A 15,808-nucleotide genomic window follows, 5' to 3' on the forward strand; every position below is an offset into this window, starting at 1 on the left:
GGATCTTTTGCTAAAGTCCCGCCCATGTCTTGCCGGAGGGGACGCCCGCCCCGGCCGAAATCCGACCACCGGCAAGGATGACCGGGGCCAGAACTCGAAGTGGGACGATGGACCGATTCGGTCTACGACGCATTCCCACTTCATGATCCGACATGGAAGGGGATCGCCCATGAAATCGCCGATTGCCACCTTGGCGCTGCTCGGCTCCCTGGCGGGCGGCACCGCCTGGGCGCAGACCGCCCCGAAACGGGCCGCATCCGAGCCGCCGGCCGCCGCCGAGTTGCACGAAGACGCCGTCCAGAGCGCGATCAACGCGCCGACCGTCACGGCCGTTCCCGAGCCGACGCCCGTCGATCAGCTCAAGGCCCCGACCATCGACTTGCCCAACGACCCGATCGAGCCCTACCTGCTCACCAAGAACAACGGGCCGTTCATGGTCATGGCCAAGGTGTTCCGCGGTCCCGACAGCCAGAAGATGGCGCTGGCGTTGTGCAAGGAGCTGCGCGAGGAATACCACCTACCCGCCTACATCCTCCGCGACAAGGATTGGCCGGGCAAGCACAACATTCGCGGGATTCCCCCGCAGGCCGATCCTCGCGCCATTCAAGGCAATGTCAAAATACCCGAGAAGTTCCGGACGTATGACGAGGCGGCCGTCCTCGTCGGCGACGAGAAGACCCTGAAGGCCAGCGAGCAACTGCACCACAAGGTCAAGAAGATCAAACCCAAGTGCCTTGAGGGCATGTCGTCGATCTTCCCCTGGCGCGACGGCCTGATCAAGTCGATCCGCACGACCAACCCGTACGTCTCGGCCCAGGATCTGTATCCCCACAAGCGAGACGACCTGATCGTGCGGATGAACACGACCGCCTGGAGCATCGCCAACTGCCCTGGCCAGTACACTCTCCAGGTCGCCGAGTTCTCGGGCCGCACGACGTTCAACGAGAAGGACGAGAACTTCCGCGGTCCGCTGGCGCTGCTGAACAGCCCGCTGCGGAAGGCCGCCGGCGAGGCCGAGGAACTCGCGGCGGCCCTCAAGAAAGACCGCGAAGTCCAGCAACTGGGCCAGCCGATCTACGTCTTCCACGACCGCACCGCCAGCCGGGTCTACATCGGCTCGTTCCAGTCCGATCGCGATCCGCAGGCCGTGCAAGTCCGGGAAGCCCTTGTGAAAATGGCCGTTCCTCTGATGGATCGCAAGCGGACCGGCGGAGCCGTCGACACGATGATCGTGCCGGCCACGATGCTGACGGATCTCTCGGTCATTAAGACCCAGTTCGAGAAATGAGCCGGGGAGGCGCTGGCCGCCTCTTCTCGCTCGACTCGCCGTAAGCGAGAATAAGTCGTCGCCGCGCCGTCCCGACAGGGAGGGCGACGGCGGCGACTTCGTTCGTTTCCACCCTCGTCGCGGCCCGCGCCGCGGCGTCATCGAGACCGGGTTGACGATCCCCCATGAGCGCTCCGACCGCGTCCTCGCCTGCGTCCGCTCCCTTGATCCGCCTGGTGCTGGGTTCGCGCAACCGCAAGAAGTGCGGCGAGATGGCGGACCTGATCGCCCCCCCCTGGGAACGTCGGCCGTGGATGGATCGGATCGAGATCGGGTCGCTCGACGCCTATCCCGACCTGCCCGAGGTCGTCGAGGACGCCCCGGATTTCGCCGGCAACGCCCGCAAGAAGGCGTCGGAGACGGCCCTGGCGACAGGGAAATGGGTCCTCGCCGACGACTCGGGGCTGACCGTCGACGCGCTGGACGGCGCGCCGGGGGTCTACTCGGCCCGGTACGCGGGCGAGCCCTGCGACGACATGGCGAACTGCCGCAAGCTCCTGGAGGCCCTCGCCGCGACCGCCGACGCCCAGCGCGGGGCGGCCTTCCGGTGCGCCCTGGCCGTGTCCGACCCCGAGGGCAACATCCGGCTGGAAGCCGACGGCCAATGCCGCGGCCGGATCATCCGCGAGCTGCGCGGCGAAGGGGGCTTCGGGTACGACCCGATGTTCCTTATCCCCGAATACCACAAGACCTTCGGTGAATTGAGCCCCCTGGTCAAGCACCAGCTCAGCCACCGGTCGCGAGCCTTCGCCCACCTTCGCCCCCGGCTCGAAAAGCTGATCGCCGAGCTGGCCTCGGGCTGAGCCGGGCCGGGTCGGGCCGGCTTCGAAACGAGCCGTCCACCGGAAGCGGGTGAGCCGCCGGTGGACGTTCGTCGTTCAGGGAGCGCCGAAGGGGCTGTCCTGAATCGGGGGGTTGGGTTGGTTGCGCCGGTTCTGTCGGCTGGGGCTTAGTGGAACAGGCGGAGGCCCTTGCTGAAGAACGGGTGCTTGGCGTCGCAGGCGTCGCACGCGGGCAGCGTGGTCAGCGGCATGGTCGACTGCGGCGAGGCCACCACGGTCTGCGACGACGGCAGCACGGCCGGCGGGCACTGGGTGACGACGGGGACCTTGACGCAGACTTCCACCGGGACCTGCTTGCAGATCGTCCGGGGGACGCAGACCGTCTTGGTGTCGGCCACCTGGCGCTGGACGGTCACGGGATCGTAGACCACCTTGCTGTCGACGACCTGGCTGCACGTCGTGTACGGCACCTTGCGGGTGCAGGCGACCTGCTGCATTTCGCAGACGGTCACCGGGACGCACTTGACGCGCTGCTCGGTCACGGTCTCGCAGATGGTTTGCGGGACCTGCTTGACGCACTGCTCGGCGACCATCCGGCAGGTCGTGACCGGCACCTGGCAGGTGCGGGTTTCACTAACCATCCGGCAGGTCGTCACCGGAACTTGCTTGGACAGGGTCTCCGTCACGTTGCGGCAGGTCGTGATCGGAATCCGCTTCACGCAGGACTGGGGCACCATCCGGGTGACGGTGACCGGCACCTGCTTGGTGCGGCACTCGCGGATCAGCTTGGTGACCGTGTAGGGCACCTGCTTGACGCACTGCTCAGGAACATACGTCGTGACCGTGTACGGGTCTTGACGGTACTCGGTCTTGGAGCAGAGCTTGGTGACGCTCACCGGCACGCACCGGGTGACCGTGCGGGGCTGCATCGTGCAGACGGTGTACGGAACCGTCTTGGTGCAGGTTTCCTGGACGGTCCGGCAGACCGTGGTCGGGATCTGCTTGACGACTTCCTGGGCCACGTATTCGCAAACGGTGACCGGGACCTGCTTGGTCTGGACCTCGTTGACGATCCGGCAGGTCGTGACCGGCACCTGCTTGACGACCTCTTCCGAGACCATCTGGCAGGTGGTGACGGGGATCTGCTCGGTGACCGTGGTGGGCACCTGCTTGCAGACCGTGACCGGCACCTGCTTGCGGACCGTCTGCGACTCGTAGACCGTGCAGACCACGTCTTCGACGACGGTGCGCGGGCAGTTGACCGTCCGGGTGCACCAGGTTCCAGGGGTCTGGACGAGGCAGCCGTTGATGCAGACCGTCTTGCCGGGGACGTAGTACTGCTGGGTGACCGGCTCGCAGACCGTCTTGGAGACCTGCTTGACGATCGTCTTGGGGACGCAGACCGTCTCGCAGACGTCTCGCATGACCGTCTCGGTGACGGTCTGGCAGACCGTCTTGGAGACCGTCTTCAGGGTCGTGGTCTGGACCGGACGGCAGACCGTGTAGCGGCACTCCTTCATGACCGTCTCGCGGACGGGCCGCGAAACCGTGTACGAGCAGGTCCGCATCTCGGTCCGCTTCACCGGCACTTGCACGGTGTAGCGGCACTCCCTCATGACCGTCTCGCGGACGGGGCGCGAGACCGTGTAAGCCACCTGCTTGTAGGCGGTCTGACGGACGGGCGCCATCTCGGTGAACGGCTGGCTCTGCATGACGGTCGTCTGGACCGGCACTTGCACCGTGTACGGCACCGTCCGGTAGCAGGTCTTCTGGACCGGTCGCGACACCGTGTAGACGCAGGTCTTGTACGCCGTCTCCTGCACGGGACGGCAGAAGGTCTCGTTGACGGTCTTGAAGACGGTCTCCTGCACCGGCCGGCAGACGCTGTACGTCACGTCTTTGAACGACGTTTCGCGGACCTGCCGGTTGACGTTGTAGTAGCACGTCTTCAGGGTCGTTTCCCGCACCGGTCGGCTGACCGTGTAGGCCCGCGTCTCATAGTGCGTCTCGCGGACCGGCCGTTGGACCGTGTACGCGACGCTCTTCCAGACGGTCCGGGTGACCGGCCGCTGAACCGTGTAATTGACCTGCTGGCTCACCGTGCGATACACCGGGCGATTGACCGTGTAGGCCTCTTCCCGGACGTGATTCTGCACGATGTTCCGGACGGTCTGAACGGTCCGCGGCTGCATGACCGTCTCGCAGACGGTCCGCGTGTACGGGACCTGTTGCGTCTCATAGACGGTCTCCTGCACGTTCCGGAGGACTGTCTGACGCTGAAGTTGATATTGGGTGTGCCCGCAACATTCCTGGGGCACGGGGCAGATGCGCAGCGAGGCACCACCAGCATAACTAGCCTGTGCCGGGCGAGTGACGGCCCCGAGCCCCAGTCCTAGGGCCAGCAGGGCGAGCCACGGTAGTTTTCTCAACATCGGACGCTCCACGATACACTCCCGACTGACTTCGGCGCTCATACGACCTTCGAGCCCAGAGACTCCGCCTCGGGAACGGGGCCGCCAACCACCTTTACTGTTCGTCGCGCCACCGGCTCCCCCTTCAGGATGTTTACCTAAATATCCTAGTGGTCCAGGCTCCCCAGGCCGCACTTCCCTCCCAGATGTTACGTCAGTTACTTATCCCGCCTGCATTTTCAGTAAACGTCATGCAATCGATCGTATCGGCAGAGTCGAGTCAGCCCGCAAGATCGGCCTCGTCGGCGCATGCGGTTCGAGAGCAAGGGGGCCGAGAGGGTCCTCCGAAGTACAAGCCCGACGCGCCAGCGAGGGGATCGCCTCGGCGAAATTGAAAATCATCCCTCGCTGGCGCTTCGGGCTGCTCTAAAAACACCGGTCTGTGGTTTGCCGTAGGGGCGCCCCTTGTGGGTGCCCGATCGCCGAGCGTGAGCGGTCGGCGTGAAACGAACCGGGCACCCACAAGGGGCGCCCCTACCGGACCCGGCCGACCGCGATCCCCATTTTCATGAGGCCGGGTGTCCCAGCAGCGTCATGAGGGTTTGTATTCGGACGCCGCTGGCCGCTAGCCCTTTATCATGAGGTTGGGGGGCCCGACGGCGTCCTGGTGGTTTGTATCCGGGGGATTCAGGTGCAGGGGCACTAGGCATCTGGGTTGTCCTGAAGTAAGTTGATGGCTGGAAACGGGTCGTTTTCTCTGGTTTTTGCGTCGAGGCCGAGGTCCATGAGCGAGTCGCCGCCTATCGTCGTGCCCCGGGGCTTTCGTGCGTCGGCGGTCAAGGCGGGCGTCAAGCCTTCGGGAGGGTTGGACCTCGCGTTCCTCGCGGCCGACGGCCCTTGCGCGGCGGCCGGCACGTTCACGACCAATCGCGTGTGCGCCGCGCCGGTTCGCTGGTGCCGCGAGAACCTACCGGCCGACGACGTCCGGGCGATCGTGGTCAACGCGGGGAACGCAAACGCGGCCACGGGCGCCCAGGGCGAGGCGAGCGTCCGCCAGACGGCCGAGCGGGCGGCCGCCTTGCTCGGTTGCGAGGCCCGGCAGGTCCTGATCGCGTCGACCGGCGTGATCGGCCATCAGCTTCCGATGGACCGGATCGAAGCCGGCCTGGTCGCCGCCGCGCCGGGGTTGTCGGCCGATCCCGAGAGCTTCCGGACCGCCGCCCAGGCAATCCTTACAACCGACACCCGCACGAAAATCGTCTCGCTCCAACACGGCGAGGGGGCGGGGGCGTACTCGTTGCTGGGCATCGCCAAGGGAGCCGCGATGATCGGCCCCCGGATGGCGACCATGCTGGCCTTCTTGCTGACCGACGCCCCCGTCTGGCCCAACGACCTCCAGCCGATCCTCTCCGAAGCCGTCGAGGAGAGCTTCAACTGCGTCTCGGTCGAAGGCCACACCAGCACCAACGACACGGTGCTGTTGCTCGCGAGTGGAGCCGCCTCGAACGACATCCTTCGGGGCGACGACCTCAAGCCGTTCGCCGACATGGTCCGCTCGGCTTGCCGGACCCTCGCCCAGGAGATGGCCGACGACGGCGAGGGGGCGACCCACTTCATCACGATCGACGTCGAGGGAGCCGCCGACCGCGACGAGGCCCGGAACCTCGCCCGGGCCGTGGCCGACAGTCCGCTCGTGAAGACCGCCATCCACGGCGCCGACCCCAACTGGGGACGGATCGTTTCGGCCGCGGGCTACGCGGGGGTCCCCTTCGAGGAGACCGAGCTTTCCCTCTGGATCAACGGCGTCTCGGTCTACGCTCTGGGAACGCCGACGGCCTTCGACGCCTCGGCCCTCTCCGCCGACATCCGGGCCAACCGCGACGTCCACCTCCGCCTGCTTTTCTCCCGGGGCGACGCCTCGATCCGGTTCTGGACCTGCGACCTGACCGCCGAATACATCCGCCTCAACGCCGAGTACACCACCTGAGCGACCCCGGCCGATTGGGTCCGTTCGTCCTGTTTTCGAGCCCAAACGTCTCCCGGCATGTCGTCCGTCCTGGTCGCTTCCACGTCCAGCCGAGCGAGCCGGGCGGATTGGCTTCGTTCGCGCCGAAACGACACGGTCAACCTGATGTCCACTCTCGCCGCCAGGTGGTGGCGTGGGGTGGCGAATTGGCTTCGTTCGTCGTCGGCCATTGAGTTGCCGATTCGACGCAACGTCAGGTCTGTTCGTCGCTTATGTTGGGACGTCGGATTGGCTTCGATCGGCTGGAAACGACTGTGGATTCGGGCTGTCGAGATCGCTCGTCGCAGTCCTGAGCGGTGCCGAGCGAACCGGGCGGATTGGCTTCGATCTCGCCGATTTGCAGATGAGGGGTGGGCGATCCCCGGGGCACGGGACGAGTCGCGACGGTTCCCTTTCGAGCCATCGAAATACGAGCCCGAAGTGCTAGCGAGTGAATTCCGTGTCCGCCGTCGTGATGATTCACGCGCTGGCGCTTCAGGCTCGTAATCGGTTCCAGAGAATCGCGAATTGTTGATCTGAAAATGGCCTCGCGAAGGCCTGCCCCGATACAAGCTCGACGCGCCAGCGAGTGGATGGATTCGACCCGCCGATGGGAAATTCACTCGCTGACGCTTCGAGCTTGTATTCGGACCGAGTGGAATGGAAGCCCGAAGCGCCAGCGAGTGGATGGATTCGACCCGCCGATGGGAAATTCACTCGCTGACGCTTCGAGCTTGTATTCGGACCGAGTGGAATGGAAGCCCGAAGCGCCAGCGAGTGGATGGATTCGACCCGCCGATGGGAAATTCACTCGCTGACGCTTCGAGCTTGTATTCGGACCGAGTGGAATGGAAGCCCGAAGCGCCAGCGAGTGGATGGATTCGACCCGCCGATGGGAAATTCACTCGCTGGCGCTTCGAGCTTGTATTCGGACCGAGTGGAATGGAAGCCCGAAGCGCCAGCGAGTGAATGGTTCCGACGGCCCCACGCTGATTCACTCGCTGGCGCTTCGGGCTTGCTTCGGAGGGTGTTCACGGCACGACCCAGTTCCCATTTTCATGAGGTCGGGCGCCCCAAACTGGGGCATGACGATTTGTCGCTGAAAACCTGGGGGCGGCCGTCAACGAATTTCTTCGTTCGCCGGATTGAGAAAGAGCGTCTCCCCTTAATTTACGATGGGATGCGCTCTTCTTTTGGCGTGACGTTTGAGGGAGAGGAGTCGCTTCGGCGCGGATATGAGGACAAGTCGGCCTGGGCCGGTTCCGACGCCCGAGGAACGCACGCTCACGAGCCGCCGACGTCGAGGAACACGTCCATCTGCTGGCCGACGTACACCCGCGCGGGAGGGTTGTCGGGGAGGATGTAGAGGACCTGGAGGACGCGGGTGTCGACACGTTCGGAGTTGTCGCCGGTGAGGCTTCGCTTGGGGATCACGTAGGGCTCGATGCGGAAGAATTCGAGGGGGAATTCGGGTTTGACCTGCCCCTTGAGGGTGGCGACGGCGGGGGCGCCTTCGCGGAACCGGAAGAGGTCGTTCTCATCGACGTCGACCCGCACGTGGAGGCGTTTGACCTCGCCGAGGACGACCATCGGCTCCTTCCACGACAGCGTCGCGAGCTGGCCGGGGCGGACGTTGACTTGCAAGACCTCGCCGTCGACCGGGGCGCGGACGACCAGGCGGTCGAGCATGATCTTGACGCTTTCGACCTGGCTGCGGGCCTCGACGACCGCCGCGCGCTGGACCGCGATGTCTTCCTTCCACGCGCCGGCCTTGAGCTTCGCCAGGTCGGCCTCGGACCTGGCCAGGGCCGCCTTGGCCGCCTGGACCGTGTAGCGGTCACGGTCGTAGTCGCTGGCGGCGAGCATTTTCCGCTGGAAAAGCTGAGAGTCGCGGTTGAAGGCCGCCTCGGCGTCGAGCAGTTTGGCCTGCGCCTCCTCGACGGCCGCCTCGGCCGGGGGGACGTCCTCGGCCCTCGGCATCCGTTCGAGCCTCCCGAGTTGCGCCTCGGCCGCCAGCAGCGCCGCCGAGCGCGATTGCAATTCGGCCTTCAGCTCACGGTCGTCGATGCTGAAGAGGGGTTCGCCCTTCTTGACGCGGTCGCCGACCCGCTTGTGCGGCGGCCGGTAGTCCGGCCGGCCGTCGACGTAGACCTCGGTGACGAGGCCCGGGGCGGAGGTGCCGATCGGGATGTTCTCACGCTGCGACTCCACCAGGCCCATGCCGTGGATGCTCTCGCGGAATCGGGAAGGCTGCTCCGGAGGGGGCTGTAACGGGGTCGAGGCCGGGGGCGCCTTGCTCTTGAAGACCGGCTTGCCGGACTTCAGGCTCATCTCGTAGGGCAAGACGCTCTGGACCGCCAGCAAAACTCCGAGAACGGCGACCAGCGGCAGCACGATTCGCGTGATCATGAGATCGAGTCCGATAGGAAGAGACGTGAAGGATCGGAAGGGATCAGGTCGTGTCGAATCAGGCGGCCGCGTGACGGTCGCGGTCCTCGATCTCGACGACGCGGCCGTCGTCCATGTGGGCGATCCGGTCGCCGAAATGAAAGACGCGGTTGTCGTGGGTGACGACGACCACGGCGCGGTCGGGCCGGACGACCGACTCGCGGATCAACTCCATCACCGTCAGGCCCGTGTCGTGGTCGAGCGCCGCGGTGGGCTCGTCGCAGACGAGCAGGTGGGGGTCGTGGACGAGCGCCCGGGCGATGGCCACGCGCTGCATCTGGCCGCCCGAGAGCTGCGACGGCAGGCTCTGGAGCTTCTTGCCCATGCCGACGGCCGTCAGCACCTCGCCCGCCTTACGGACCGCCGGAGCCTTGCTCCAACCGGCGATGACCAGCGGGATCGACGCGTTCTCCGCGGCCGTCAGCGCCGGCAACAGGTTGTACTGCTGGAACACGAAGCCGATCCGCCGGGCCCGGAACTTCGTCTTGGCCCGGTCGCTCATCTTGGTGACGTCCTCGCCGAAGATCGTCACCTCGCCCTGGTCGGCGTTGAGGATGCCGGCGATCACCGAAAGCAGCGTCGTCTTGCCGCATCCCGATGGGCCCACGATCAACGACATCTGGCCGGCGTACAGGTCGAGATTGATCCCGCCGAGAGCCTGGACCCGCTGATCGCCCGAGCCGAAGTGCTTCGTCAGCTCTCGAATCCGCACGGCCGTCTGGAGGCCCGCAGCCCCCTCGCCGGCCCTGGTTGTAGCTAATGCGCCCGACATGACGATCCCCCGCTCCCCTGTTCGCACCGAGACGAGCCTTCCCCGCGATCAGGCTGAGCGATCAGCTCCGGAAGACGATGGCCGGCTCCAGCCGGATGACGCGCTGGACGCTCACGAGGCTGGCCAGGACGCAGATGAAGATGATGGCCGCGGCCGTGGTCGGCAGGAGCTGCCAGGGGGTGAAGTAGGCCAGCTCGGTCGGGTTCCCCCAGCGGTCGAGCGTCTTGAAGCCGAACAGCGTCGACAACCCGACGCCGATCCCGTAGCCGATCGCTCCCACGACCGCCGCCTGCAACAGGATCATGCCGACGATCCGTCGGTTCGACGCCCCCATGGCCTTGAGCGAGCCGAACTGACGGATGTTCTCGATCGTGAAGTTGTAGAACGTCTGGCCGGCGATCGCCGTCCCGACCAGGAAGCCGAGGAAGACCGTGATCCCGAAGTTGATCGGGATGCCCGTGTAAATCAAATAATACTTGATCGTCCGGTACATGAAGGCTTCACTCGTGAGCGAGCCGAGGCCGGTCTGCCGCTGGATGCGCTCGGCGACGACCGCCGGCGGGATCTTGGCGCCGTTCTCGTCGTCGGCCGTCTGAGCGAGGATGAACGTGAGCATCTTCCGCTCCATCGGGATGAACTGCTTGGCCCGACTGTAGAGCGTGTAGACGACGGGGCTCGACTGGAACGTCCGGGTCGCCTCGCAGACGCCGACGATCACCGCGCGACGGTCGTTCATCTCGATTTCCGGGGTCGACTCGACGAACCGTCGCAACCGCGCGACGTACGCGTCGTCGGATTCGGGCGGGTCGGCGAACGGCTCGTCGAGATGGCATCCGGGGTACAGCTTCCGCAGACCGACCCGGTCGACGACGATCGACTCGGGCCGGCGCAGGTCTTCAAGCGAGCCGACCCACATCCGACCCTTCGGCTCCGCGCCGATCATCGGGCCGCCGGGAGGCGCGCCGACCATCGACGCGTCGTCCACGCCGATCAGGATCACCTGTTCGATCACGTTGATCAGCTTCGGGCTGTACCACCGGGCCGGGGGCGTCGCTGCTTCCTCGCCGCTCGGGGCCACCAGGTCGAGCACCTTCGTGAACGCGTTCGACGGCGCGGCGGACTGCTTCGCGCGCTGGCGGTCGCGTTCGAGCCGATCGGCCGGGAACGTCTTCACCTTCATGGCGTCGGGGAGGAAGGTCAGCTTCGCCCGGCCGTTCCCCTTGTAAAGCGGCACGGCCCACTTCACCCCCTTCACGCCGCGAACCCTCGGCAGGTTGTTCTCGAGCATCGGCTTGATGTCGTCGATGAACCGGACGCTCGGGTCCATCACCCAGAGGTCGGCGCCGGTGATGTCAGTGACCTGGGCGCAGGTTCGGAGCATCAGGCCGCAGAAGATCGACCCTTGCTGCGTGATCAGGGCCGCCGCGAACGTCAGGCCGATCACGATCCCGAAGAACTTGGCCCGGTCGCCCACCAGCATCTTGAGCGCGATCCAGTTCATGATCGAATCCTCGTGATTAAGAACGGACCTCGGCGACGGCGACCGGGCTTGCGGCCGGCGGACCCAACCCCAACGCTGCAAGGGTGAACTCGGCGATGTGATCGGCCAGGTACGAGGCGGTGAGCGCCTGATACCGGTCGTCGCCGATCAGTCGCTCCATGACCCGCCGCGCCGTCTTGTAATGCAGGCATTGGCCGATCACGCTGAAGCAAAGGACGTCCAGCCGCTGCTCGTCGGCCTCGGGACGGACCTCCCGCATGATCGCCTTGAGCTGTTCGAACCGGGGGCGGATCGACTCGCGGACCAGAAATTCGAGCGCCGGCGTCGGGTCGACGATCTCGCGCATCATCAACCGCGTCTGCCACGAATCGGCGCCGCCGAACGCGATGACGTGCTCGCAAAAATGCGTGATGAACGCCCGCAGCTTGTCGGCCGGCGAAAGCGGCGCGACCGCCGGCTCGGACGCAGGGTCGAGCCCGCAACGATGCGCTTCCAGCAACACCTCGCGATAAAGCTGCTCCTTGTCGCCGAAATGGTAATTCACCGCCGCCAGGTTCGCGCCCGCCCGTTCGCAGATCGCTCGTACCCGCGCCAGCTCGAACCCCTTCTCCGCGAACTCCTCGCCCGCGGCTTCCAGCAATCGCAATTTCGTCGGATCTTGAACCGCCATGCCGCCCCGCTCCGTCTCCAAAACAGATGTTTCAAACAGTCGTTTCAATCAAGTGTATGATCTGGTTCGGACGGGTCAAGACCGTCTCTTGACGATTCTTTTGGAGAAGACGCGATGGAGGACTCCGGGTGGTTTCCCGCTCGTCAGGGGAGCGGCTTTGTGAGACGATGCGCGGTGGGTCGAAAGCCTCGATTCGGAACGGATGGAGCGGGGAGGGGGCGGCGATGCGGGGGTTGGAATGGTTGCGTAGCGCCTCGGCGCAGGAGTTGAAGCCGGTCTACGTGATTTACGGCGACGACGTCTATCTGCGTCGCGAGGCGGTGCGCGCGGTGGTTCGGGCCGCCTTGCCCGAGCCGGACGAGGTCGGGGCCAGCCGGTTCGAGGGGGCGGCGGCCAAGCTCGCCGACGTCGTCGACGAGCTGTACACGTTGCCGTTCTTCTCCAAGCGCCGGGTCGTCATCATCGACGACGCCGACCCGTTCGTGACCAGCCACCGCAAGGAGCTGGAGAGCTACTTCGAGTCGCCCAGCGCCACGGGTCACCTGGTTCTGGTCGTCAAATCGTGGCCGGGGAACACCCGGCTCGCCAAGCTGCTGGTGAAATCGGGCCTGGCCGTCGACTGCTCGACCCCCACGGAGGCCGACCTGATCCCCTGGTTGACGGCCCGCGCGGCGAAGCTCGACTCGAAGCTCGAACCCGACGCGGCCAAACTGCTCCTTGAGCTGGTCGGCCTTGAGCTGGGCGTTCTGGCCGCCGAACTCGATAAGCTGTCGATCTCGACCGCGGGTTCCGGAAAGATCCTCCGCGCGGACGTCGCGCGACTCGTGGAAGCGGGCCGGATCGAGACGATCTGGAAGGTACTCGACGCCGCGACCGAAGGCAAAGGCGCGATGGCGGCGAAGCTTCTCGACGACCTGATCGCCTCCGGCGAACACCCCGTTCCACTGCTCGCCGGGATGACCTACTCACTTTTGAAGGTCCATCACGCCGGCCGCCTCCGCTCGGCCCGGCTCAGCCTGGCGGACGCCTGCCGGACCGCCGGCATCGCTCCGTTCGCCTTCGACCGCACCGCCAAGCAACACGCACACCTCGGCCCCGCCCGCGTCGACCAACTGCCGGCGCTCCTCCTCAAAGCCGACCTCGACATCAAGGGAGGCAGCCTCCTTGACCCCCGAGTCGTCCTGGAGACGCTCCTCGTTCAACTCTCGCAACCACGACGGGATTGATGAAGGGGCCTTTTTCCTTCGAGGCTGCTCTTTCTCACGGATGGTCGCGCGCCATGGTAAACACGCTATGCCAGGCAAGGGTGGGTCGGCGGCCCCTGCATCGGGGCCGGGACGAATCTGGATCATGGACGCGCCGGCGCGAGAATCTTCCTGAAATTCTTCCTGCTCCGGAATAGAATTTCCTTGTCTTTCGAGATGGCTGCGACATCCTGAAGAGATCGGTTGGACTGGTCCCCAGCGCCCGATGCCATTCACGATTGCCGCCAAGATAGACAACTTGGATGGAGCATCTCTTTATGTCCACCGCTGAGTCGATTCCTCAAACGTCGCTTGCCCACGAGGTGGAGTGCCACGTTCGCCAATACACGCAGGGGAGGATCCGCAACCTGGTTGTGGAGGAAGACAAGGGAGGGCTCGTGATGGTGAGCGGCGAAGTCCGCACCTGGCACGCCAAGCAGCTCGCGCTTCAGGGGGCCCTGGAGCTGCTTTCGGGCGATCAGTTCCGCGAGCGGATCACGGTGATCCGCTCGACCTGACACAAGGGGGCACGACCCGACGGGTGAGCCGTGGGGCTCAGCCGTTCGCGCGCCCGAGCGCCTGATCCATCTCGGAGCGGATCGCCGCGACCAGGGCCGAGGCGGGGAGCGCGCGGGCGAGCGGCGCGCCCTGGCCGGCCCACTGGGCGCCGAAACCCGTCTCGCCGGCGGCCTTGGCGGCGGCGTTGAGCGCCTTGGCGGCGTCGTAGGCGATCGGATAGTCCGGGACCGCGCTGGGCTCGGCCTCCGCGCCGAGGGCCGTGATCCGGTTGGCGAGACATCGCGCCGGCCGGCCCGAGATCGCCGCCGTCATGACGGTGTGCTCCGCGCCAGCGCCCTGGAGCGCGGCTCGATAACCCGCGTCGGCCGCCGACTCCGGGCAGGCGACGAAGGCCGTCCCCAACTGCGCCGCGCTCGCCCCCAGGAGCATGCAGGCGGCGACCCCGGCCCCGTCCATGATCCCGCCGGCCGCGATGACGGGGACGTCGAGATTGCGAACCAGCAGTCGCGTCAGGGCGATCGTCCCGAGGCGGTCGTCGGGGGCGTCGGGGTCGAAGACGCCGCGATGGCCCCCCGCTTCGTAGCCTTGCGCCACAATCGCGTCGATCCCGGCGTCGGCGATCGCCCGCGCTTCGGCCAGGCTCGTGGCCGTCGCGAATAGGACCACGCCCGCCGCGCGCAACGCGGCGATGCGGTCGGCCGAAGGCAGGCCGAAGTGGAAGCTCACGACCTTCGGCCGTTCCTCCACGAGCACGGCGAGCATCGCGTCGTCCTCGACGAAGCTCGAATAGATCTCCCTCAGAGCGTTCGGGGGTGATGCGCCGTAGCGTGCGAAGACCGGCGCGAGCCTGGCGAGCCAGGCGGCCTCGCGCGCCTCGTCGGCGACGGCCGGACGGTTGCAGAACACGTTGACGTTGAACGGACGATCCGTCGCGGCCCGGACCTCGCGGATCATCCGACGGGCTGTCTCCGCTCCCACGGGCCCGACCCCGATCGAACCCAACGCCCCCGCATTCGATACCGCGGCGGCCATCGCCGGCGTCGCGGTCCCCGACATCGGGGCCTGAATGATCGGCAGCTCCACGTCAATCGCCCGTAGCAACGTGTTCAAGCCTCGGCCCCCTTGAAATCCAGGTCGAATTCATCGAGATCACCACTTTACCCGAACCACAAGAAAGAGCGGGACGGCGTGTGTAGCTTCGTCGCATTATCGTATCGGCAAACCTTTCCCTCTCCCGGGGAGAGAAGGATTCTCGCGACGACTGCTCTAGAACCGCGCGCCAGACCTCGGCTTGGTTTCAGGCTGGGCCTCGGCCTCGGGGAGCTTGGCGGCGACGACCCGGAACTTGACGGATTCGGTCACGGTCACGGTCGCGGGTTTCGCGTTGAGGTCTTTGAGGATCATGTCGTACTCGTACTCGCCGGGGGGGAGGCCCTTGAGCGAGAACGTGTTGCGGATGTAGATCTCGTCGGGCGGGATGTCGCTCTTGGCTTCGTAGTCGAGGAGTTTCGCCTTCCGCAGCAACACCTTCTTCTGGCCGAGTCGACGCACCTGGCCGTCCTGCATGAGGTGAGCGACGTACTCGTCGCCCTGGCGCACGACCTTGTGGCCCTTCGGTCGGTAGTAGACCAGCAACTTCTCATCGCTGGTCAGCTCCGCGTCGGGCAACGTCTCGTAATCCTCGTAGCCCTCGATCGACTTGCAGACCACGGGCGCGAGGATGCGAAGCCCCAGCGGTTTCTTCGCCGACGACTTGGGCGCGGGCTGCGGGGCAGGGGAGGACTCGGGCACCTCTTGAGCGTCGACCGAGCCCGACGGCATGGCCGACCCAGCCGCGACGAAGAGGAATCCCGACAGGCTCAGCCGGCGCAAGAGGTGTCGCATATTCGTGAGCGCTCGAATGAGGAACGGACGATGAATCGTCAATTCTCAAACTAACCAACGCCGGGAATCCCCGTCAAACCCGACGCGCGGCGACCCTCCTCCATCGATGTTCGACGGTGGAGGATGCGGGATCTGGTTCGGTCGCGTGGCCCTGGGAAGATTCGCGGTCTCGGGAAGCGGGATGAGACGTAAGAAGGGCGCGGTGGGGAGATGGGAGGAAGTGGAGAAAGAGGAAGACCAACAGC

General features: G+C 65.9%; 12 protein-coding genes. 5 read left to right on the forward strand and 7 right to left on the reverse strand.

Annotated features, from left to right (window positions below; all coding sequences use genetic code 11):
- The first annotated feature begins 169 nt into the window (after positions 1-169).
- The gene (locus BSF38_RS21835; RefSeq protein ID WP_076349207.1) at positions 170-1,288 is read left to right on the forward strand and encodes a hypothetical protein; all 1,119 of its coding nucleotides are present in this window, start codon (positions 170-172) and stop codon (positions 1,286-1,288) included.
- Between the two features lie 164 nt (positions 1,289-1,452).
- Complete coding sequence (rdgB, locus tag BSF38_RS21840; RefSeq protein WP_076349209.1) at positions 1,453-2,130, forward strand: RdgB/HAM1 family non-canonical purine NTP pyrophosphatase; 678 nt, start codon at positions 1,453-1,455, stop codon at positions 2,128-2,130.
- A gap of 146 nt (positions 2,131-2,276) precedes the next feature.
- Here the strand turns inward: rdgB and BSF38_RS21845 are convergent, their stop codons facing one another.
- Complete coding sequence (locus tag BSF38_RS21845; protein ID WP_237170564.1) at positions 2,277-4,541, reverse strand: hypothetical protein; 2,265 nt, start codon at positions 4,539-4,541, stop codon at positions 2,277-2,279.
- A 763-nt stretch (positions 4,542-5,304) separates the two neighbouring features.
- On the opposite strand from BSF38_RS21845, the gene argJ reads away from it, so the two are divergent.
- Positions 5,305-6,507 carry a bifunctional glutamate N-acetyltransferase/amino-acid acetyltransferase ArgJ gene (argJ, locus tag BSF38_RS21850; protein WP_076349211.1) on the forward strand — a complete coding sequence of 401 codons (1,203 nt, stop codon included), beginning with the start codon at positions 5,305-5,307 and terminating at the stop codon, positions 6,505-6,507.
- A 1,302-nt stretch (positions 6,508-7,809) separates the two neighbouring features.
- On the opposite strand, the gene BSF38_RS21855 is transcribed toward argJ, so the two are convergent.
- The 4 genes from BSF38_RS21855 to BSF38_RS21870 all read right to left on the reverse strand — a co-directional run bounded on the left by BSF38_RS21855 (position 7,810) and on the right by BSF38_RS21870 (position 11,916).
- Positions 7,810-8,934, reverse strand: a complete 1,125-nt coding sequence (locus BSF38_RS21855) for an HlyD family secretion protein (RefSeq protein ID WP_076349213.1) — start codon at positions 8,932-8,934, stop codon at positions 7,810-7,812.
- A gap of 58 nt (positions 8,935-8,992) precedes the next feature.
- Positions 8,993-9,745 (reverse strand): ABC transporter ATP-binding protein, encoded by a 753-nt coding sequence (locus BSF38_RS21860; RefSeq protein ID WP_076349215.1) that lies wholly within the window; start codon positions 9,743-9,745, stop codon positions 8,993-8,995.
- 61 nt (positions 9,746-9,806) lie between these two features.
- Positions 9,807-11,246, reverse strand: coding sequence for an ABC transporter permease (locus BSF38_RS21865; protein WP_076349217.1), 1,440 nt, complete (start codon positions 11,244-11,246; stop codon positions 9,807-9,809).
- A 16-nt stretch (positions 11,247-11,262) separates the two neighbouring features.
- Positions 11,263-11,916 carry a CerR family C-terminal domain-containing protein gene (locus tag BSF38_RS21870; RefSeq protein WP_076351277.1) on the reverse strand — a complete coding sequence of 218 codons (654 nt, stop codon included), beginning with the start codon at positions 11,914-11,916 and terminating at the stop codon, positions 11,263-11,265.
- Between the two features lie 224 nt (positions 11,917-12,140).
- On the opposite strand from BSF38_RS21870, the gene holA reads away from it, so the two are divergent.
- Both holA and BSF38_RS21880 read left to right on the forward strand, forming a co-directional pair.
- Positions 12,141-13,142 (forward strand): DNA polymerase III subunit delta, encoded by a 1,002-nt coding sequence (gene holA, locus BSF38_RS21875; RefSeq protein WP_076349219.1) that lies wholly within the window; start codon positions 12,141-12,143, stop codon positions 13,140-13,142.
- 296 nt (positions 13,143-13,438) lie between these two features.
- The gene (locus BSF38_RS21880; RefSeq protein ID WP_145952266.1) at positions 13,439-13,678 is read left to right on the forward strand and encodes a hypothetical protein; all 240 of its coding nucleotides are present in this window, start codon (positions 13,439-13,441) and stop codon (positions 13,676-13,678) included.
- A gap of 37 nt (positions 13,679-13,715) precedes the next feature.
- Here BSF38_RS21880 and BSF38_RS21885 read toward each other — a convergent pair whose 3' ends face one another.
- Together BSF38_RS21885 and BSF38_RS21890 are read right to left on the reverse strand one after the other, a co-directional pair.
- Positions 13,716-14,789, reverse strand: a complete 1,074-nt coding sequence (locus BSF38_RS21885; protein ID WP_076349223.1) for an NAD(P)H-dependent flavin oxidoreductase — start codon at positions 14,787-14,789, stop codon at positions 13,716-13,718.
- A gap of 156 nt (positions 14,790-14,945) precedes the next feature.
- On the reverse strand, positions 14,946-15,563 hold the full coding sequence (locus BSF38_RS21890; RefSeq protein ID WP_076349225.1) for a hypothetical protein: 618 nt from the start codon (positions 15,561-15,563) through the stop codon (positions 14,946-14,948).
- Between the last annotated feature and the right edge of the window lie 245 nt (positions 15,564-15,808).

Origin of the sequence: Paludisphaera borealis (genome assembly GCF_001956985.1) — a bacterium.
GTDB classification, from domain to species: domain Bacteria; phylum Planctomycetota; class Planctomycetia; order Isosphaerales; family Isosphaeraceae; genus Paludisphaera; species Paludisphaera borealis.